The organism is Paraburkholderia sp. GAS199 (genome assembly GCF_050436585.1).
GTDB lineage: Bacteria > Pseudomonadota > Gammaproteobacteria > Burkholderiales > Burkholderiaceae > Paraburkholderia.
In genome coordinates this window covers 102,533-122,399 of the sequence record NZ_JBNDMM010000009.1, presented here as the reverse complement: position 1 = coordinate 122,399, position 19,867 = coordinate 102,533, and the positions used below count along the sequence as shown (strand labels likewise).

Below are 19,867 nucleotides of genomic sequence, written 5' to 3'. Positions count from 1 at the left end.
GGCGATACAGGAAAGACCACGCGGGAACCCGCACAGTTCAAAAACAGGTGTGAAACCTTGTATTCGCGTGGTCGCCGCGCAGGCTGTATGGCTTATGTAACCTCGCGCGGCGCGTTCTTCTCCTCGGCTATTTGACCGTGGACGTTGCCATGGCGGACGCCGGATCCAGTTCACACGCCGGCTCGGGCACGGCCGCTTGCGTCGACGCTTGCGTCGAATTTCCCATGGGAATCGGCGCGCTCACCGGCAACGGTTCGCCCGCGAGCGGCACGTTGCCCGCCGCGCCCATCGTGCGCGGTTGCAGCAGCAGCGCGACGAGACCGCTCCAGCCCGTTTGATGCGAAGCGCCCACGCCACGGCCGTTGTCGCCGTGGAAATATTCGTGGAACAGCACGAGGTCGCGCGAACGCGGGTCCGCCTGCAAGAGCGGATACGAACCCATCACCGGACGTTCGCCGTTCTTGTCCTTCAGAAACAGCGTGGTGGCGCGGCGCGCGAGTTCGTCGGCGATTTCGCTCAACGAGAACTTTTGCCCCGAGCCGGTCGGATATTCGACGCGGAAATCCTCGCCGTAATAGCGATGAAATTCGTACAACGATTCGATCAGCAGATAGTTCACCGGCATCCAGATCGGACCGCGCCAGTTCGAATTGCCGCCGAACACACGCGAGTCGGACTCGGCCGGCAAATATTTGACGGTGAAGCTGTCGCCGTTGTGGTTGAACGTGAACGGATGATCGCGATGAAAACGCGACAGGGCCCGCACGCCGTGATCCGAAAGGAATTCGCTTTCGTCGAGCGCGCGACGCAGCAGCGCCTTCATGCGATGCCCGCGCAGCAGCGAGAGCAGCAAGGAATTGCCCTTGCCCGGTTCATCCCAGCGCGAGACGAGCTTGGCGAGATCGGGGCGATGTTCGAGGAACCACACGAGCCGTTCGCGCAAACCGGGCAGCCCGCTATGCAGACGCTCTTCCAGCACATGCACGGCAAACAGCGGAATGAGCCCGACGATCGAGCGCAGGCGCATCGGAATGTTGCTGCCGTCCGGCAGACGCAGCTTGTCGTAGAAGAACTCGTCTTCGCTGTCCCACAGACCGGTATCGCAACCGTCGTCGCAACTGACGGCCTCGGCGATATACAGGAAGTGCTCGAAGAACTTCACGCCGATATCCACGAATACGTGATTGGCGTAAGCAAGTTCGAGCGCGATCCGCATCAGGTCGAGTGCATACGCGGCCATCCAGGCCGTGCCGTCTGCCTGGTCGATATGGCCGCCGGTCGGCAGCGGCGAGGAGCGATCGAAAATGCCGATGTTGTCGAGCCCGAGAAAACCGCCCTGGAAAATGTTGTGACCGTCGGCGTCCTTGCGATTCACCCACCACGAAAAATTCAGCAGCAGCTTGTGAAAAATGAGTTCGAGAAAGTCACGGTCCGATTTGCCCGTTAGCGCCCGGTCGATTTCATAGACGCGCCAGGCAGCCCATGCATGCACCGGCGGATTGGCGTCGCCGAAGGCCCACTCGTATGCCGGCAACTGTCCGTTTGGATGCTGATAGCGATCTTTCACGAGCAGCAACAACTGGCGTTTCGCAAACGCCGGATCGATCAAGGCGAACGCCGCCGCGTGAAATGCCAGATCCCACGACGCGTACCACGGGTATTCCCATTTGTCCGGCATCGAGATGATGTCGGCGTTGCACAGATGCCGCCAGTCCGTATTGCGGCCGTGCTTGCGAGCCTCGGCAGGCTTCGGCTGCAACGGATCGCCTTCGAGCCAGCGTTGAACGTCGAACTGGTAATACTGCTTGGACCACAGCATGCCCGCGAGCGCCTGACGCTGGACGAGCCGCGCGTCGGGATCGGTGATCTCGTGTTGCAGCGCGCCATAAAATTCGTCGGCCTCGGCAATGCGGCGCGCGAACACCGCGTCGGCGTCGAGCGGCACGTCGTCGGGAGTGGATTGCGGACGCCAGCGCATATAGACCACCGCGCGACCGTGCGGCGCGATATCGAGCGCGGCGTGCGCGCCGGCCTTCGTGCCACCTTCACGGCGCACGGCGAGTTCGTCGCCGTGAACGAGGTAATCGTTGAAGCCGTCCTTGAACGGGCCCGCGCCGTCCATGTTGAACAGACGCCTCACATTCGTGTCGTTTTCGCAGAACAGCCAGTTCAGACCAGGCGCATCCGGCGACCAGGCCGTCACCACGATGGGCTGCTGCCCATGATGATGACCGAGCACCTGTGCGCCGCCGTTGTGGTCCACGCCGGCCACGAGCGAAGGCTTGTCCTTGTTCTCTTTCCACGACCACGAATTACGCGCCCAGATTTGCGGCAGTACGTCGAGCGAAGCCGCCTGATCGGCGCGATTCTCGATGGTGACGCGCATGAGAATGTCGTCGGGCGCGTGCTTCGCGTATTCGACCTGCACGTCGAAATAGCGCAGGTCGTCGAACACGCCGGTGTCAAGAATTTCGTATTCCGGGAGTTCGGTACCGCGCCGCGCGTTTTCCTGCACGAGATCGTCGTACGGAAAGGCGGCGTGCGGGTACTTGTACAGCATCCGCATATAGGAATGCGTGGGCGTGCCGTCGACGTAAAAGTACAGCTCTTTCACGTCCTCGCCGTGATTGCCTTGTGCGTTCGTGAGACCGAACAGGCGTTCTTTGAGGATCGGGTCCTTGCGGTTCCACAGCGCGAGCGAGACGCACCAGCTGAGCGTGTCGTTGCCGAAGCCCGCGATGCCGTCTTCGCCCCAGCGGTAAGCGCGGCTGCGCGCATGGTCGTGCGGAAAGTAGTCCCAGGCGGTGCCGTTATCGCTGTAATCTTCGCGCACCGTGCCCCATTGACGTTCGCTGAGATACGGCCCCCAGCGCTGCCAGTGCGCGCAATCGGCGGAATGCAGACGTAAACCTTCGGTGGTGGCGATCAGATTGGCAGCGCGCAGCGGGGGCATGACGACTTCCTTGCTTCAGGCTTGGCGATGGGACTCACATCCTAGCGCGGTTTAGGCGCGGGCGGGCTCCAGACGGGCAAGCATTCGCTCGACGCGCAGCAGCTCGCCCAGCGACCACGCCTGAAACGGCGTGCCGGCCGGCGCGTGCGGCGCGTCGCCATCGGCGATTTCAGACACGTGGTCGAGGCCGGCGCGGTCGAGGTGAGCGTAGAGCGGCGCCAGAAAGCGGCTCTCGACTTCCTGCCGCAGCGCAGCGCCGGCCGGACCATGAACCCGCAGCCAGGCTTCGATGAACGGCCCGATCAGCCACGGCCAGACCGTGCCCTGATGGTAGGCGCCGTCGCGCTCCAGCGGCGAGCCCGCGTAGCGTCCGCGATAGGCGGGATCGGACGGCGCGAGCGTGCGCAGTCCGAGCGGCGTGAGCAACTGGGCTTCCACCTGATCCACCACGGCACGCGCCGCCGCGCCATCGAGCAGCGCGAACGGCAATCCGCCCACGGCAAAAATCTGGTTCGGGCGAATCGAACGGTCGATCGCGCCATCGACGAAATCCACGTCGACGTTATCGAATAGCGCCTGCGTGGCGGGATCGACGAAGCGCGCGCGAAACGCCTGCAACGCGCGCGCGGCCGCCGCCTGCCACGACGGATTCCAGGTTGCGGCCACGCACAACGCGTTGAACCACAGCGCCTGCACTTCTACCGGCTTGCCGATGCGCGGCGTGACGACCCAGTCGCCGACCTTCGCGTCCATCCACGTGAGTTGCACACCGAGCGTGCCTGCGTTCAGCAAACCATCCGCCGACGACTTGATGTTGAAGCGCGTGCCGTTCGTATAACCCGCGAGGATGGCTTCCACCGCCTGTTGCAACCGCGCGCGGGTGGAGGTGCCGGCGTGAGCGGTTTGCAGATAGTCGTGCACGGCGATCGCGAACCACAGCGAAGCGTCGACGGAGTTGAATTCAGGCGTGTCGCCGTAATCGGGAAAGCGGTTCGGCAGCATGCCCTCGGACAAGGTCCCCGCCCATTCGAGCAGGATGGCTTCGGCGTCGTCGAGACGGCCCGTTGCGATCAACAGGCCACGCATCGCGATGAAGGTGTCGCGGCCCCAGTCGGTGAACCACGGAAAGCCCGCGAGTATCGTGCGGCCCACGTTGCGCGCGACCACGTAGGCGTCGGCGGAACGTTCGAGCCGCGAAGCGAATGCGCCGCGGCGCTGCTGTTCGATCCGCGCGAGTTCGGCTGCACGCGCCGTGGCCGACGCCGCGCTCGCGGGCGGCGTGAGCTGCGCCCCGGTTTCTATCGACGCGCTCAGGATCATCACGGCCTCGCCCGCGCCCAGATCGAAACCGAACACGCCCGGCGTGGCGAGATCTTCGCTGAAGTCGAGTCCGCGCTCCTGCTCGCGCACGTAGCAGAAGTTGCGATACCAGTCGGGCGCATGCGTGTAGACGCCGTTCGTCGCCGCGTGGATGGACGGCACGTCGCCGTACGGTTGCCAACTCGCGCACGCCGAATCGACGCTCGTCTGCGCACTGAAGTTGAACGCAGCGTTCTCGTGATGCAAGGCGTGGTAGTCGCGGCCAGAGAGCAGCGGCCTGACTTTCAACGTGAACGCATTCTTTATTACGGCGCCGCGATCCGTTTGCAGTTGCCAGCGCAAGACCGTTTCGCACGAAGCCCGGTTCACGAACACTTCCGCCATCAGAACAACAGACGGCTCGATCTGCACGCGCCAAGTGGGCCACGGCGCGGTATCGAAGCTGAGCAGACTTGCGCCCAGATCGGGATAGACCACATCGGGTACATAGCGCTGCATGCTCAGCGGATAGCGCTTGCCGTCCGCTTCGAGCCACGCTTCCACACCGTTGACGAGCGCCATGCGGCCACCCGGCGCACGCGTGGCGGCGAGCAGCAGCGCGTGATACCGACGCGTACGCAACGTGCCGACCGTGCCCGACGCAAAGCCGCCGAAGCCGTCCGATTCGAGCCATTCGTCTTCGAGACGCGAGCGCTCGAAAGAATTACCGCTGGGTGTGTCGATGCGTGTCATGAACTTACCGATGTTATGCAAACCGCAAATAGTTCGGTGTGCTGCACTTTTTCAATGTTGCGTCAGTGTGACCATTCTCCTGCTTCACGCTTTCCATCGCCTTTCGATTAACCCACATTTTCACGTGGTGTCAGCAACTCGCAAACGTTTCACAATTATTTCTCGAAAGGAATGGAGACTGCACCCGCCAACACGAAAACGGATGCACACATGAAAAGAGACATGCACCTGGCCAACTGCGTTTTCATTGCCTTCGTTGCATTCGCAACATTCGCGTTGAATGGTTGTGGCGCGGACGATTCCAGCTCGATGTCCGCCGCGTCCACGTCGAATTCGACGCCGACGCCGGTCAGCAACGACTTCACGCCCAATACCGCAAACCATTCCGCCGCACCGACGTTCACCGCATCGTCCACGCTCGCCGCCGATTCCGCCGCTTACCCCAGCGCGGCCTCGGACGTCATCACGCAGAACATGCAAGCCAGTCTCGCAGCCGACAACCAGCAGGTCGCTCCTGTCATGCACTACGCACCGGGCGACAGCGGCAGTTCCAACTAAGCCTCAGCCGATCTCATGACACCGGCGTGCAAAGCGCGCTAATCTTTCCCCCCGCAGAAGGTGATATTCGATGACATCAACTAGCCGTCGCCGTTTCCTGCAGACTGTCGCTTCATCCGCCGGCGCTGCTGCCGCGCTGACCGCTCTGCCCGAGTCGATCCGCAATGCACTCGCCGTGCCCGCGTTTTCCCGCACCGGCACGATCCGCGATGTCGAGCACATCGTGGTGTTCATGCAGGAGAACCGTTCATTCGACCACTACTTCGGCCACATGCGCGGCGTGCGTGGCTATAACGACCGCTTCCCGATTCCGCTGCCGAACGGCAAGCCGGTGTGGTATCAGCCGTCGAAGGCCGACCCGACCAAGCCGGTGCTGCCCTTCCACCTGGACACTTCCACGACCAGCGCGCAGTGCGTGGGCGACCTCGATCACAGCTGGTACAAGACGCATGCCGCGATCGACGGCGGCCGCTACGACCAGTGGCCCGCCAACAAGACCGACATGACGATGGGCTACCACCTGCGTAGCGACATCCCGTTCCACTATGCGCTCGCCGACGCCTTCACGGTTTGCGACGCGTACTACTGCTCTCTGCCGGGACCGACCCACCCGAACCGCGCGTACCTGATGAGCGGCATGGTGGACCCGAGCGGCACGCTCGGCGGCCCGCTGCTCGACAACAACGATTTCGTCGACGGCGACGGTCCGCCGAACTATCAGTTGCTCTCGTGGACGACCTATCCGGAACGTCTGCAAGCGGCCGGCATTTCCTGGCAGATTTATCAGCAGGGTCTGACGGGCTCCGATCCGTTGAACGGCAACTACGGCACCAACATCCTGCAGAACTTCACGAACTTCATCAACGCGCAGCCGGGCTCGCCGCTCTATGAGCGCGCGCAAACCGTTCGCACGATCGACGATCTGAAGGCCGACGTGCTGGCGAACAAGCTGCCGCAAGTCTCGTGGTTGTGCCCGCCGGCCGCGTACTCCGAGCATCCGAGCTACACGCCGGCCTACGGCGCGGAATACACCTCGCAGATTCTCGATGCGCTGACGTCCAATCCCGAAGTATGGAGCAAGACCGTCCTGTTCATCATGTACGACGAGAACGACGGTTTCTTCGACCACGTCGTGCCGCCGCAACCGGCCACGACACCCGCGCAAGGGCAGTCGACGGTCAGCACCGAAGGCGAGATCCACAACGTGGTCAATCCGGCGCGCGGCGGCAGCTATACCGCGGACGGCCTGCCGTACGGCCTCGGCCCGCGCGTGCCGATGACGATCGTCTCGCCGTGGAGCAAGGGCGGTTTCGTGTGCTCGCAGGTGTTCGATCACACGTCGGTGATCCGCTTCATCGAAACGCGTTTCGGCGTGCATGAGCCGAACATCACGGCATGGCGTCGTGCGGTGTGCGGCGATCTGACCACGGCCTTCGACTTCCGCACGCCGGACTCGAAAGTGCCGCCGCTGCCGGACACGAGCAACTACAAGAGCATCGCCGACAATCAATGCGCCACGCAGCCGAAGCCGACCGTGCCCGCCACGCCCGGCGCAATCGACCCGCAGGAAAGCGGCATCCGTTTCGCGCGCGCCTTGCCGTACGAGTTGCACGTGAACGGCCACGCCGACGCGAAGAAAAACACGTTTGAAATCGTGCTCGCCAACACCGGCGATCAGGGCGCGCATTTCTATGTGTACTCGTCGAACCGCACGGATGGTCCGTGGCGTTATACGGTCGAGGCCAACAAGTCACTCACGGAAAGCTTCGATCTGAGCGGCACCAACGGCGTGTATGCATTCGAAGTGTTCGGACCGAACGGCTTCGTGCGCAAGTTTTCGGGCAACACGCAGACAGCCACTGCGCAAGCCACGCAAAGCGCGCAAGCCGCGGGCTGGCACGGCAACAACACGCCGGCACAACCCGAAGTCAAGGTGCAGTACGACGTGGCCAACGGCAACGTGTTCCTGAAGTTCAGCAACAAGGGCGGCGGTCTCGCGCGCCTGACCGTGACGGACAACGCGTACGGCGCGCACGTACGTCCGGTGCTCGTGCCGGCTGGTCTGCAGATCGAGGAAGCGTGGGTGCTGGCGTCGAGCCATCATTGGTACGACCTCACGGTGACGAGCAACGACGACCCGAGCTTCTCGCGCCGTCTGGCGGGTCACGTGGAAAACGGCCGGCCGAGCATTAGCGATCCGGCGGCCGTGGCGCCGGTGCTGGTGGCAAACTAAGGTGTAAAGCAGGAGCGGGCTTCGATCGAAAGACTGCGTTAGCGGTTGTCCGGTCGAAGCCCGGAAGTGCAACGCGTCCGGCAGAAAATTGCGGATCGCGCTACAGTGAGTCACCCCAATGCGCCGCCGACGGAGACACCATGAACCGCGAAGCCTTTAATGAAAGCCTGACGAAAGAGGGCTTTCCAGAAGCTGTCGTCGTCACGCGCGAAGCGAACGTGACGATGGATGTTCACGAGCATCCGTTCGAAGCCAAAGCGCTCATTCTCGAAGGCGAAATACTCATACGCGAAGGCGAACAGGAGCGGCTGTACAAGGTCGGCGACGTGTTTCATCTGCCGGCGCATAAGCCGCACGCTGAGCAGTATGGACCGCAAGGCGTGACCTATCTGGTCGGCAGAAAATAGCCGCTGCCGTGCGCGCTTCTTCAACGCGCACGACATGACATTACGCGGCACTACGCGTGCATTACGCGCCCAGCAGAACACCGGTACGCACAGGCTTCTTACCCGTTACGCGGCCCAGCGGCGCACCTGCCGTCACGAAACGGATGGCGCGTCGCATGTAGAACACGCCTTCGGTCTGGCTGCACACGGTCGTGGTGACGTCCGTGATCGGGTCGACGATATCGAACAGCGGTTGACCCACGCGAATCAGATCGCCGATCGCCGCGTGATGCACCAGAATGCCGCTGACAGGCGCATAGAACTGCTCGCTGCCGGCAAGCGGCGTGGCCGGATTCGGCAGCGCGGGCAGCGGCTTCACGTCACCGGCAATGGCCTTGCGCCACACCAGGAAATCGACGATGGCGTCCGCGTCTTTCTGCGCGACGGCATACGACACATCCCGCTGACCGCGACACTCCACCGTGACCGCCACCGTGCCGTTCGCCACGGGCTTGTCTTGCGGCAATGCCTGCTGCAATTGCCACCACAGCAGGCTGTGGGTTTCGTCGAACGCGCCGCCGCCCGAGTCGGTGGCAAGCAGCGAAGCCTCTGCGCCGAGATAGCGCGCCAGCGGCTCGAACTCGGGCCAGCCTGCTTCGCTCGTGTAGACGTGCATGGCCGCTTCGAGCGAGCAATGCAGATCGATCACCACGTCCGCGTCGAACGAGAGCTTCAGCAGCGCCAGTTGCAACGAATCGAATTCGGTCAGCGGCTTCTGCGCGTCGATCTGCGCAGACACGAGCGAGCGGACCAACCGCAGGTTCTCCACCGGATCGGCGCCGAGTACTTCCTTGGCCTGCTCGACCACTTTCGGAAACTGAAGAAAATGACGGTTGAAGTTCTTGCCGCTGCCGAGATCGAAGCGGCCGAGAAACTGCCCGAGCACGTATTGTCCGAGACCGACCGGATTCGCTACCGGCACGAGCACGATCTGCGCTTTCAGCGCGCCCTGCTTCTCGAGTTCCAGGAGACGGCGTTTGAGCAGCACCGTGGTCAGCATGGCCGGCGTTTCGTCCGCATGCAGCGACGCCGAGATGAAAATCTTCTGCGCGCTGTCAGCAGGGCCGAAGTGAAAACTCACCAGTTCGCGTTGCGTACCGACGGCGGGCGAGAGAAGCGGAATAGTCTGTTGGTTCATTGCAGGAAAACTCGATTCGTGAGCGGGACGACGATACCAGGACATCAGTTGCCGATCAGTTGCCGTAGGGATCGAAATCGAAATACTTGTGTGCGATCTGCGCATACGTGCCGTCTTTCAGCATGGACGCAATCGCCGCATTGATCGACGCCTGCACCGCCGTCTCGTCCTTGCGCAGACCGATGCCCACGCCGCGATCTCCCATCGCCAGCGGCTCGCCGACAAACGCGAAGCCCTTGCCCGCCGGCGTGCGCAGGAAGCCGTAGTCCGCTTCGACCGAACCGAGCAGCGCGCCGTCGAGGCGGCCGTTCACGAGGTCGGCAAAGACTTCGTCCTGACTTTTGTACGCGACGATGTGCACGCCGTTCGGCGCCCAGTGAGTCTGCGCATAAGTCTCGAACTGCGTGCCGGATTGAATGCCGATCTGCTTGCCCGCCAATGCGTTCAGACCCGCCGACAACGGCGAGCCTTGACGCGCGATCAACCGCGATTTGAACTGGAACAGCTTCGACGAAAACAGGATCTGCTGTTCGCGCTTTTCCGTAATCGCCATCGACGACATGATCGCGTCGATCTTGCGCGCCTGCAGCGCGGGAATCATCCCGGAGAATTCGAGTTCGACCCACTGGCAGCGCGCGTGAATGCGCTTGCAGATTTCGTTGCCCAGGTCGACATCGAAGCCCTTCACCGAGCCGTCCGGCGCTTTGGAGTCCATCGGCGGATAGCTGGGGTCGATGCCGAGACGCAGCGTGTCGGCATCGCGGGCGAACGCGCCGCCGCTGACCAGCAGCGCGGCGCACAGAAACATCAGCGGGATTTTCATGGCGAATTCAGGTGGATTGGGGGACAGTGCGTCGCCGATACTAAGTCGCCATAAGTGCATCGAAGAAGTCCCGTTCGGACTATCATGATCACTTTTACCGATCACCAGACCGCTTCTTGCCATGTCGCTGACCATTTCCCAACTTCGCGCTTTCACGGCGGTCGCCGAACATGGCAGCATCCGCGCGGCGTCGCGCGCGCTCGGCATCGCGCAGAGCGGCATCACGCAGCAGTTGCAGAATCTCGAAGCCATGCTCGGCGCGACATTGTTCACGCGGAACAACCGCGGCATCGCGCTCACCGCGCTCGGGCAGCGCTTGTTGCAACGCGCCGGCACGATACTCGGCGAATGCGAACGCGCCGAGCAGGAAGTGCAGCAACTGCGCGGCGACTACGTGGGCGAAGTGACGTTCGGCATGACCACCGAGCCGCTGATCGACGCCTTCGTGCCCGTGTTGACGGAGTTCCGCGCCCGCTTCGAGCGCGTTGCCGTGCATCTGCGTACCGGCACCTCGCGCATGATGATTTCGCGGATTCGCGAAGGTACGCTCGACTTCGCCGTCGCGCTGGTGTCGAAGAACACCGATACAGCGGACCTCTCCGTCACACCGCTTTATCCGTCCGATCCGGTGGTGGTGTGCCGGCGCGGTCATCCGAAAGCGAAGGCCACGTCGCTCGCGCAACTGGCCGATTGCACGTGGGTCGCCACGCGCTCGCCCAATCTCACTGACGATCCGCAGGTCAACCGGCTGAACGATTTTCTGCAAGGTCATGGCCTGCCGCCGCCGAAGATCATCGCGACGGTCGAAGGGCTTTACGAAACGCTGCATCTGGTGAGCGAGACGGATTGTCTGTCGCTGGAGTCGTCCGTGGTGGCGAAGCGCGGACCGTTCGCGAGTCTGCTAACGTCCATCGACGTACGCGAGCGCGTGGTCGAACAGAACGTGTGCCTGTTGCAGCGCGCCGCCATTCCGATCACGCCGGCCGCGCAGGAACTGGCCACCATGATCGCGTCGTACTCGCGCACGGTGCGCTCGCGCTGATCCACGGCAAGCGCGATCACCCGCGCTGCGACTACAATCGAAATCCGCACCCGGCGCCTACCGCCATGCGTGCCGCGTATCGAACGCGGGCACGCTTCGAGCTACACAGCACGAGTTCAGTCGACCCTCAACAGGAGCTTTCCAAATGATGAATCGAGACAACCCCGTCTGGCTGATTACAGGATGTTCGACGGGCTTCGGCCGTGAGTTGGCGAAGCTGGTGCTGGAGCGCGGCTGGCGCGCGGTGGTGACGGCGCGCGATCCGTCCAAGGTGGAAGATCTGGCCGCCGAACACGACGAGCGTGCTCTCGTGCTGCCGCTCGACGTGACCAACCGTCAGCAGATCGAAAAAGTTGTCGGCGCAGCGAAGCAACGTTTCGGCCGCATCGATGCACTGGTGAATAACGCCGGTTACGGCTATCTGGCCGCCATCGAAGAAGGCGAAGACGACGCCGTGCGCGCGATGTTTGAGACCAACGTGTTCGGTCTCGTCGACATGACCAAAGCCGTGCTGCCGATCATGCGCGAACAGCACAGCGGCCTGATCGTCAACGTGTCGTCGATTGGCGGTCTGGCCAGCTTCGCGGCAACGGGTTATTACCACGCCACGAAATATGCGGTTGAGGGGCTGTCGGAATCGCTGCAGACCGAAGCGAAGCCGCTCGGTATCGACGTACTGATCGTCGAGCCCGGTCCGTTCCGCACGAACTGGGCGGGTCCGTCGATCAAACAGTCGGCAACGGTAATCGACGACTACGCGGCCACGGCCGGCGAGCGCCGCAAACAGACCGAGGCGCGTAGCGGCAAACAGGCGGGCGATCCGGTGCGCGCGGCGCAGGCGATTATCGATGCCGCTCTCTCCGATCATCCGCCGCTGCGCCTGCTGCTCGGCAAAACCGCGCTCGAACTGGCGCGCAAGAAACTCGACTTCATGCGCGGCGACTTCGACGCGTGGGAAGCCGCGACGATCGGCGCGGATTTTCCGGAAGGCGCGGGCTGAGGCAACGCGCGCTTAAGCCGCTCGCTGACTACGCTGGTCGTCAGAACTCGACCAGCGCGAAATCTTCCTTGCCCACGTCGCACAACGGACAACGCCAGTCGGCTGGCACATCCGCCCAGCGCGTGCCCGCCGCGATGCCCTCTTCGGGCAAGCCGGCAGCTTCGTCGTAAATCCAGCCGCAAATCACGCAGACCCACTGCTTGAAGTCGTCGGCGGCAGCGACTTCCGCTGCTGCCGCGACGCCGGATGCGTCGGCCGGTTGCATGCCGGACGTCTGATCGAGACTCACCACGAGGGGCGCCGCCGTGCCGACGCCGCTTTCCGCGAGGCGGGCCTGCAGGCTCTCCAGCAGACGCTGCGCTTCGGCCTGGGTCAAATCGATCCAGTAGGGATCGCCCGCGCCGTCGTTGAGCCGCTCGGGAGCAAACTGGATTTCTACGGCTACGCCCTTCTTGTACATGGCAAATCGGAAATATCGAGGAAACCGGCGACGCGCGCCGGCTTTGAATGGAACGTGCGAAGCGACGCTTCGCGGAGGGATCAGACCAGCTGGTTCAGCACGATTGCGGCGATCAGACCGGCGGCGCCGATGAGGCCCAGCAGTTGCAGAAGCGTGAGGGATTTACGGGGTGCGGTGGAAACTTGTTGCGTAGTCACGGATGTTCTTGAAAGTCGGAAAAAGCGAAATGGTACACGGATAGAAAAGGGGCGCATGTCGATTAGCGCAAACTCCGTGTGCGTCGATTGCATTATCGCCGTTTCTGCTGCGCCGATTCCCTACGTGACGGAGATGAACTCATTCCTCACGACGCGGAAACCGTGGGCGTGAGCGCCTCCTGCCTTTGGCCGTCCACCACGCCGACGATAGTCGCCAGCGCCGCCGGGTCGAGCGTGAGACCGATGTGTCCGACGCCCGGCACGATCGTGACCGGCACGACGCGGCCCGCGTCCGCGAAAACCGGGGCGAACGTATCGGCGAGGAAGACTTCGTCATCGGCACCCACCAGCACTTCTAGCGGCTGCCGCATAGCGCGGATATCGGCGCGGTAGTCGTCATGCGGCCGGAAGTTTTGCATCAGGCTGTACGCGTATTGCGGCGTGAGTTTCGCCGTCGCCTCCGGCGTGAGCGCGTAGGCAATGGTCGGCGAATGATTGAAGGCCCGGATGCGCAGACCGTTGAGCATGACCAGCGCGATGGTGCGCGGCAACCCGACATGCGCCCAGCCACCCACCGCTTTGCGTGTCGACGGCGCGCTCTGATGCAGGAACGGCGCCAGCAACACATAGCGGTCGAAGGCCAGTTGACGCGCATCGCCCGCGAATCTCAACGCAAAGCCGCCGCCCGCGGAAAAGCCGAGCAAGGTACGTGGCGCCAGCGGTTGAAGTTCGTCCAGCATATCGCTCAGGTCGTCTTCGAGCTGGCCGATGTACGCAATCCGGCCTTTGTCGCCCGACGCGCCGTGGCCTCGCATATCCGGCACGATGACATCGTAGCCCGCTGCGGCAAGCGCCTTTGCGAGTGAGTGCATGCTCACTCCGGTCGCGGACGATCCGTGAATCAGCGTGACGCTGCCACGCGTTCGCGCCAGCGCGCCGGCATAGCGCCGGTACGCGAGCGGCGTGTCGTCGCGCGCGGTGAAGTAGCGCAGCGCGGGGAGATCGGAGGTATCGACCGACTTGAACGGGTCGTTGATCGAGGCGAGCGGCGGCGGCCGCTTCGGACCACCTAGTGCAAGCGCCAGCGCGATGACGGCGAGCAGACCGCACAGCACCACGAGCGGCATGACGATAGGCAGTTCGGTACTCATCGGATGAGCCCCTCTCAGGCGATGTCGGTATGTGATTTTGCCGATCGACGAGCCCGCTCAGCTTGCGCCAGAACAAAAACGGCGCTGCCGGTCCGCACTCATCGTCGCCGACGATTGTACGGTCCTGCGCAGCGCCGAAATACTCCAATAATGGCTATCAGCTTTTCGCCAGGGGATTGCCCTGACGCGAATCCCAGAAGCGGATCACGGCGGTGTCGCCCGTGCCTGCGCCGACGATCTGATCCGGCGCGCCGCCCTCGCGCAACAACGCGCGCAATTCGTTGATGACCGGAAACACTTCGTGGTTCCAGTCGGCGCCTTGCGAATCGTGCGCGCGCTGCTCTGCCTCGACGATCTCGCGGTCTTCCTTGAAGATGCGTTCCGTGAACCACACCAGCAGCGGCCACGCCAGATTCAGCACGCCGGGAATGCCCGGTTTGCGAATGGACAGCAGCCCGAACGTGCGGTTGGTGCGCTGTTCGCGGTCGAGCGGCACGTAGACGATCCACAGGTCCATCACCAGCGTCTGATCGGACGTGCGAATTTGCAGCGTCTGATACGGATACTCGGTGCGGATCGTCATCACGTCTTTGTCGTTGTCGCCGCCGGTCTTGCGGCTCTGACCGAACACGATCGCTTCGCCGATCGGCTGCTGGCCGGCCATGCGCGCAAACGTGTAGTCGACCTCGACCCACCCTTCGCCGCGACGACGACCCACCGAACGCGCACGCATCTGCCCCATCTGGCGGCGATGCAAAAACTGATGGTTCATGTCCATCAGGTTTTCGTGCATGAACGAGTAGTGGCAATTCACCGGACGGCCGAAACGGCGCGTCTTGTACTTCTTGTCCGACACGGAACCGAGCGCGGGCAGCGGCCGTTCGTCGGCCAGCGCGGGATCGCCCGGAAAGACGAAGATCAGCCCTTCGTGTTCGCGGCACGGATAGGAACGCACGCCATTGGGCAAACGGTCGCGGCCGAGGTAAGGCACGTCGATACATTTGCCGGAACAGTCGTAGGTCCAGCCGTGATAACCGCAGCGAATCGATTCACCTTCGACCACGCCCTGATGCAGCGGCACCTGCCGATGCGCGCAACGGTCTTCCAGCGCGAACGCCTTGCCGGCTTTGCTCCGCGCCAGCACGATCGGCTCGCCCGCGAACGTCACACCATGTGTCTTGCCCCGCTTGACCTCATGCGACCACGCGAGCGGATACCAGTAATCGGGGTGAATACCGACGCGGCGCAGATCGCGCACCGGCGCGCCGCTGGCGTGTGAAGGGGCATGAGCGTTGAACGAGGCCGTAGAAGCGGCCTGTCCGGCTGTTTGAGCCGTTGTGCTGGCTGGTGAACCTGCGGCGGGCGCTTCGACGGTGTCTTGTTCGAGCGGGGGAACAGCATGCATAGGTGAGGTCTCCGTGCACCGGCGATAGAAGGTCGCCACCTCGCAAAATTGAGGTCGGCATCGTTGCACAGTCTACTAGAACCCGACGGCCGATGGTTCCGCGCTCTGCTCGCCACCGTCCATGCGGACGCCTCGCGGCGTCGTCACCTGACCTACGTCAATAAATGCGTCCCGTCAGGACTCGTCGCGCGCCACCAATCCCGAGCGGCGCTGCACGCCCCATGAGCGGCCACCGCGCAGGAAATGCAGCCAGCCGAGCACCGCGCCGACGTGCCGCACGATCTGGAACGTGAACGGCTCGGCAATCGCCGCAAGCGTGGCCATCCACAGGCTCGTGCTGCTGCGCTCGCCGGTCCAGCGCCGGTAGAGATGGATGCTCCAGAGATAGAAGGCGAGGTCGATCGCCGTCTTCGCGCCGATCACGCCGAAGATCGACACGACGATGGTGCCGTGGCCGCCGAACAGGAAGCCGAGCAGCAAGGCAAAGGCCGTCAGGCCGTAGACCGGTTGCATCGTGTCGATGGCCTTGACCGGCAGCATCAGCATGCCGAGCGTGCCGTAGCGCGGGTTGCCGGTCATGTCGCGGTTCCAGTACTGGGTTTGCAGGAAACCCGCGAACCAGCGGCGCCGTTGACGCAGAAAGCTGCCGAGGTTGTCGGGCGCGTCGGTGCGCGCATGCGCCTCGCCGACCACCCGCACGTCCCAGCCGAGCCCGTGATCGACCGAGTAGCGGCGCAACCGGTGAATCAGTTCGTAGTCTTCGACCAGACATTGCGCGTCGAAGCCGCCCACGTCGAGCAGCGCATCGCGCCTGAACGACGCGAACGCGCCGGAGATCAGCAGCAGACTGTCGGCGCGCATCCACGCAAAGCGGGCGATGAAGTTGCGCATGTACTCGTAGGTCTGGAACCACTGGAACACGCGGCCCGACACCGTTTGCCCGCAGACCGGCACGAGAATGCCGGCGGCCGCGACGAGTTTCGGCTCGCTGGCGAAGGCCGCGCGCATCGCGTAGGTGGCGTCGTCGTCGAGCAGCGTGTCGGCGTCGACGGTCATGACGGTGTCGGTGGTCATCACGACGATGGCCGCGTTCAGCGCGCGCGCCTTGCCGCCGTGCGGCACGCGCAACCAGTAGAGATTCGGATGCAGCGAACTCGGCGCGCTCAGTACGCCGTCCGCCGCGGCGGTCAGGCCGAAACGGCTGGTGAGGAGTTCGCTGGTGCCGTCGGTCGAACCGTCGTCGGCAATCACGATCTGCGCGGGGCCGTGCGTCTGACGCAGCAGCGCGGCCAGCGTGACCGGCAGCACCGCCGCCTCGTTGTGCGAGGCGACGATCACGCCCATGCTCGGCAAACTGCGGCGATCGTAGTCCGGTTCGAGCGGCGGCGTGGGCCGCATGAGCGGCCACGCCTTCCACGTGACGAACGCCAGCAGCAAGGTGTCGTACAGCACGTAGGCGATACCGGTAGACCACGCCACCACGCCGCGCAGGAAAAATGCGCGCGCGAACAGCAACAGCCACAACACGACCACGCTGAGGTGGATCAGCGTGCTCAGGGCCGTCGCGGGACGCGGCAGAATGCGCGGCGACGCGAGTGCGAGCGCCTGTTCCAGAGTTTTCTTCAAGATGACTGCGAAGCCCGAGAGTGCGATTGACGAATGAAAACGTGCGCGGCGATGCTCACGGCACCATGCGCTTGAGAACCGATTTGCGGTCGATCCATTGATGCTTCAGCGCGCCGCCGATATGCATGGCCAGCAGTGCATAAAGCGCGTAACCGAGCCACGTATGCAGCGTACCGAAGCGGTCGTGCAAGGTTTCCTTGAGCGCCGGATCGAGCGACATCACGTAACCGATGCGCGGCCACGGCACCACGTTGAACAGATGCATGGGATGCGTGGCCGCGTCTTTCCACGCCGAATCGTGCAGCCAGCCCGAAAGGGGCAGCGCAATCATCAGCAAATACAGCAGGAAGTGCGCGATGTGAGCCGCAATTTTTTCCCATGACGGAAACTCGCGCGGCAACGGCGGCGGCTTGTGCGACACACGCCACAAGATGCGCAACAGCGCGAGACCGAGCACCGTGATGCCGATCGACTTGTGCGTATCGACCACCGGACGCACCCAGTCGTCGGGCCACGATTCGGCGCTCAAGCCGAGCACCACGTTGACGATGATCAGCAGCGCGATGAGCCAGTGCAAGGTGATGGCGGTGCGCGTGTAGCGCAACGACGGCGCGGCGGTCGAGTGGTCGAGGGAGTCGGCGTGCGTGTTCATGAGTCTGTCCGTGCGCAAATCCAGTGGGGCGAAAGCTGGTTGAAATTAATCGCCCCGCGGAATGCTGCATGGCCGGGCGCTCATCGTTACCAGATAAACGCCCTAGTTTGACGCTTTATTCCATCATGCGCTTAATAGAGTGTTTCCGTATATTTCGAGCGGCGACATGCTAGCGCTTCACAAAGCGGTAATGACCCACACCCCACTCGTTTCCTTTCGCGTAGCCGAATAGTCCGGCCACGGCCATGTAAAACATGCGCCAGCGCTGGAACCACACCGCCGCGTCGCGCGTGCCGTAGGTGGCGACGAGCATCGGCATGACGCGATCACGCGCGTCGTCGAGCGCGGCAAGCCACTGGTTCGCGGTACGCTCGTAGTGCGTGCCGCTCACCCACCATTGCCGTTCGATCTTCACATCGTCCTGGAAGTTCAGCAGAAGGGCTTCGGACGGCATCGTGCCACCCGTGAAAAAATATTTCGACATCCAGTCGCTGCCGTCCTGCACCTGAAAGTGATAAGCCAGCGTGCGATGCACGAAGATATGCACGAACAGCTTCGCATCGGCACGCATCCAGCGCGCGATTTTCGCCATCAACAGACCGTAGTTTTTCATGTGCTCGAACATCTCGATCGAGACCACGCGATCGAAGCCGCCGCCCAGTAGCGCTTCGTCGAATTCGAAATCCACGATGTTGGCCGTCATGATCTTGAGGTTGTGCAGACCCCGTTCGGCCGCTTGCGCCTCGATGAACTCGCGCTGTCCGTGCGAGTTCGACAAGCCGACAATCTGCGCACGCGGAAAGCGCGCCGCCAGCCACAATGAAAGCGAACCCCAGCCGCAGCCGAGATCGAGAATCCGCTGACCATCAACGAGTTCCGCGCGCTCCGCGTAGCGTTCGAGCATCGCGGTCTCAGCCTGGGCAAGCGTCTCGCCGCCGGTCGGATAAAGACAGCACGAGTACTTCAGATGCGGCCCGAGATGCGCGTGAAAAAACGAGGCCGGCACCTCGTAGTGCTGCGAGTTGGCCGCCTGCGTTTCGATCGCAATCGGACTCGCGCGCAACTCGTCCAGCAGACGATTGAGCCGCCTGGAGCGCAGTTCGCCGTCGCCGATCGCTTCGTCGCGCAAACGCTGCCGCATCAGCTGACGCATGCCGAAGCGAATCACGCCATCGGGCAGCAGACCGCGTTCGCAACTGCGGATCAGCCAGCCGTCACCCGGTTCGGCGGGCGTTGACGGCGGAAGGGTGTGGTCGGTGGTCGACAGGCTCATGTGAACGGCTCCTCTTGTTCTGTTTTATGTAGCTGGATGAGACTCGGGTGAACACGTCGCGGCTCGCGTCGCGCATCAATGCTGCGGCGGCCACGGAATCAGCGCGCTCGTGGTGCGCATGTACTCGGCGTATCCGGGACGCCGTTTCGCCATGCTCTCCTCGAGCAACGGAATGCCGGACAGTTTCAGCAGCAGGAACGCCATCAGCACCGGCGGCAACAGCGTGAACCAGCCCCACGGCGTACCGATCGACAACGCAATGTAGGCCAGCCAATGCACGCATTCGAAGAAGTAGTTCGGATGTCGCGAGTAGCGCCACAAGCCGACGCGGCACACGGCCTCGTGATTGGCCGGATCGGCGCTAAAGCGCTTCAGTTGACGGTCGGCGAGACCTTCGCCCGCCACCGAAGCGATCCATAGCAGCACAGCCAGCACGATCCATCCGGCGGCGGGCGGAGTCGCGCGATAGGCCGGCACGATGAACGCGATGGAGAGCAGCATCGAGATCACCACCTGCATCTGGAAGAACCAGAACATCTTGCTGGCCGCCTTGTCGCCCCATTGCTCGCGAAAGCGTCGATAACGCGAGTCTTCCGGCTTGCCGTAATTGCGTTTCCACAGATGCGTGCCGAGCCGCGCGCCCCAAACGAGACCGCCGAGCGCGGTGAGCGCGCGCGTGGTCGGATCGCCGTCGCCGAGCACGCCGTACAGCACCGCGACGAGTCCGAGCGAATACGCCCACACCGGATCGACCATGCCGGCGTTTTCAGTTTTTAACTGCCACGCCCAAACGGCGCTGAAAATCACGACGAGCGCGACGAGAGCAATCACGGCGGCGGCAAGTGGCGGCATGGTGTC

General features: G+C 63.2%; 16 protein-coding genes. 5 read left to right on the top strand and 11 right to left on the bottom strand.

Translation table 11 applies throughout. The features are described from left to right. Positions 1-127: 127 nt before the first annotated feature. Together P3T18_RS29740 and P3T18_RS29735 are read right to left on the bottom strand one after the other, a co-directional pair. The gene (locus P3T18_RS29740) at positions 128-2,953 is read right to left on the bottom strand and encodes an MGH1-like glycoside hydrolase domain-containing protein (protein ID WP_429303533.1); all 2,826 of its coding nucleotides are present in this window, start codon (positions 2,951-2,953) and stop codon (positions 128-130) included. 51 nt (positions 2,954-3,004) lie between these two features. Beyond that, positions 3,005-5,005 carry an amylo-alpha-1,6-glucosidase gene (locus tag P3T18_RS29735; RefSeq protein WP_429303532.1) on the bottom strand — a complete coding sequence of 667 codons (2,001 nt, stop codon included), beginning with the start codon at positions 5,003-5,005 and terminating at the stop codon, positions 3,005-3,007. Between the two features lie 210 nt (positions 5,006-5,215). Here P3T18_RS29735 and P3T18_RS29730 point away from each other — a divergent pair, with 210 nt between their 5' ends. The 3 genes from P3T18_RS29730 (at position 5,216) to P3T18_RS29720 (ending at position 8,203) form a co-directional block, all read left to right on the top strand. Further along, complete coding sequence (locus P3T18_RS29730; RefSeq protein WP_429303531.1) at positions 5,216-5,563, top strand: hypothetical protein; 348 nt, start codon at positions 5,216-5,218, stop codon at positions 5,561-5,563. 70 nt (positions 5,564-5,633) lie between these two features. Beyond that, on the top strand, positions 5,634-7,796 hold the full coding sequence (locus tag P3T18_RS29725) for a phosphocholine-specific phospholipase C (protein WP_429303530.1): 2,163 nt from the start codon (positions 5,634-5,636) through the stop codon (positions 7,794-7,796). Positions 7,797-7,936: 140 nt separating this feature from the next. Then, positions 7,937-8,203: a cupin domain-containing protein gene (locus P3T18_RS29720; protein WP_429303529.1), complete on the top strand. Its 267-nt coding sequence runs from the start codon at positions 7,937-7,939 to the stop codon at positions 8,201-8,203. A gap of 61 nt (positions 8,204-8,264) precedes the next feature. On the opposite strand, the gene P3T18_RS29715 is transcribed toward P3T18_RS29720, so the two are convergent. Together P3T18_RS29715 and P3T18_RS29710 are read right to left on the bottom strand one after the other, a co-directional pair. Next, positions 8,265-9,380, bottom strand: coding sequence for a succinylglutamate desuccinylase/aspartoacylase family protein (locus P3T18_RS29715; protein ID WP_429303528.1), 1,116 nt, complete (start codon positions 9,378-9,380; stop codon positions 8,265-8,267). A gap of 55 nt (positions 9,381-9,435) precedes the next feature. Further along, a complete protein-coding gene (locus P3T18_RS29710; RefSeq protein ID WP_429303527.1) occupies positions 9,436-10,203 on the bottom strand; it encodes a transporter substrate-binding domain-containing protein in 768 nt (255 codons plus the stop codon). A gap of 121 nt (positions 10,204-10,324) precedes the next feature. Between P3T18_RS29710 and P3T18_RS29705 the strand changes: the two genes are divergently transcribed. Further along, a complete protein-coding gene (locus P3T18_RS29705; protein WP_429303526.1) occupies positions 10,325-11,245 on the top strand; it encodes a LysR substrate-binding domain-containing protein in 921 nt (306 codons plus the stop codon). A 145-nt stretch (positions 11,246-11,390) separates the two neighbouring features. After that, a complete protein-coding gene (locus P3T18_RS29700; RefSeq protein WP_429303525.1) occupies positions 11,391-12,245 on the top strand; it encodes an oxidoreductase in 855 nt (284 codons plus the stop codon). A 40-nt stretch (positions 12,246-12,285) separates the two neighbouring features. Here the strand turns inward: P3T18_RS29700 and P3T18_RS29695 are convergent, their stop codons facing one another. The 7 genes from P3T18_RS29695 to P3T18_RS29665 form a co-directional block, all read right to left on the bottom strand. Next, positions 12,286-12,705, bottom strand: a complete 420-nt coding sequence (locus P3T18_RS29695) for a rubredoxin (RefSeq protein ID WP_429303524.1) — start codon at positions 12,703-12,705, stop codon at positions 12,286-12,288. A 343-nt stretch (positions 12,706-13,048) separates the two neighbouring features. Then, entirely contained in the window at positions 13,049-14,053 is a 1,005-nt protein-coding gene (locus P3T18_RS29690; protein ID WP_429303523.1) for an alpha/beta hydrolase, read from the bottom strand. Positions 14,054-14,210: 157 nt separating this feature from the next. Then, positions 14,211-15,458, bottom strand: a complete 1,248-nt coding sequence (locus P3T18_RS29685; protein ID WP_429303522.1) for a Rieske 2Fe-2S domain-containing protein — start codon at positions 15,456-15,458, stop codon at positions 14,211-14,213. A gap of 174 nt (positions 15,459-15,632) precedes the next feature. Next, positions 15,633-17,084 (bottom strand): glycosyltransferase family 2 protein, encoded by a 1,452-nt coding sequence (locus tag P3T18_RS29680; RefSeq protein ID WP_429303521.1) that lies wholly within the window; start codon positions 17,082-17,084, stop codon positions 15,633-15,635. A gap of 55 nt (positions 17,085-17,139) precedes the next feature. Further along, on the bottom strand, positions 17,140-17,736 hold the full coding sequence (locus P3T18_RS29675) for a cytochrome b (RefSeq protein WP_429303520.1): 597 nt from the start codon (positions 17,734-17,736) through the stop codon (positions 17,140-17,142). Positions 17,737-17,905: 169 nt separating this feature from the next. Beyond that, positions 17,906-19,009, bottom strand: coding sequence for an SAM-dependent methyltransferase (locus P3T18_RS29670; protein ID WP_429303519.1), 1,104 nt, complete (start codon positions 19,007-19,009; stop codon positions 17,906-17,908). A 75-nt stretch (positions 19,010-19,084) separates the two neighbouring features. After that, on the bottom strand, positions 19,085-19,861 hold the full coding sequence (locus P3T18_RS29665; RefSeq protein WP_429303518.1) for a DUF1295 domain-containing protein: 777 nt from the start codon (positions 19,859-19,861) through the stop codon (positions 19,085-19,087). Positions 19,862-19,867: the final 6 nt, after the last annotated feature.

Excerpts from the sequence above, each read along its gene's own strand:
- P3T18_RS29735 (WP_429303532.1), bottom strand. The coding sequence starts at position 5,005 with ATGACACGCATCGACACACCCAGCGGTAATTCTTTCGAGCGCTCGCGT.
- P3T18_RS29740 (WP_429303533.1), bottom strand. The coding sequence starts at position 2,953 with ATGCCCCCGCTGCGCGCTGCCAATCTGATCGCCACCACCGAAGGTTTA.
- P3T18_RS29695 (WP_429303524.1), bottom strand. The coding sequence starts at position 12,705 with ATGTACAAGAAGGGCGTAGCCGTAGAAATCCAGTTTGCTCCCGAGCGG.
- P3T18_RS29665 (WP_429303518.1), bottom strand. The coding sequence starts at position 19,861 with ATGCCGCCACTTGCCGCCGCCGTGATTGCTCTCGTCGCGCTCGTCGTG.
- P3T18_RS29670 (WP_429303519.1), bottom strand. The coding sequence starts at position 19,009 with ATGAGCCTGTCGACCACCGACCACACCCTTCCGCCGTCAACGCCCGCC.
- P3T18_RS29725 (WP_429303530.1), top strand. The coding sequence starts at position 5,634 with ATGACATCAACTAGCCGTCGCCGTTTCCTGCAGACTGTCGCTTCATCC.
- P3T18_RS29730 (WP_429303531.1), top strand. The coding sequence starts at position 5,216 with ATGAAAAGAGACATGCACCTGGCCAACTGCGTTTTCATTGCCTTCGTT.
- P3T18_RS29685 (WP_429303522.1), bottom strand. The coding sequence starts at position 15,458 with ATGCATGCTGTTCCCCCGCTCGAACAAGACACCGTCGAAGCGCCCGCC.
- P3T18_RS29690 (WP_429303523.1), bottom strand. The coding sequence starts at position 14,053 with ATGAGTACCGAACTGCCTATCGTCATGCCGCTCGTGGTGCTGTGCGGT.
- P3T18_RS29715 (WP_429303528.1), bottom strand. The coding sequence starts at position 9,380 with ATGAACCAACAGACTATTCCGCTTCTCTCGCCCGCCGTCGGTACGCAA.
- P3T18_RS29720 (WP_429303529.1), top strand. The coding sequence starts at position 7,937 with ATGAACCGCGAAGCCTTTAATGAAAGCCTGACGAAAGAGGGCTTTCCA.
- P3T18_RS29675 (WP_429303520.1), bottom strand. The coding sequence starts at position 17,736 with ATGAACACGCACGCCGACTCCCTCGACCACTCGACCGCCGCGCCGTCG.
- P3T18_RS29710 (WP_429303527.1), bottom strand. The coding sequence starts at position 10,203 with ATGAAAATCCCGCTGATGTTTCTGTGCGCCGCGCTGCTGGTCAGCGGC.
- P3T18_RS29700 (WP_429303525.1), top strand. The coding sequence starts at position 11,391 with ATGATGAATCGAGACAACCCCGTCTGGCTGATTACAGGATGTTCGACG.
- P3T18_RS29705 (WP_429303526.1), top strand. The coding sequence starts at position 10,325 with ATGTCGCTGACCATTTCCCAACTTCGCGCTTTCACGGCGGTCGCCGAA.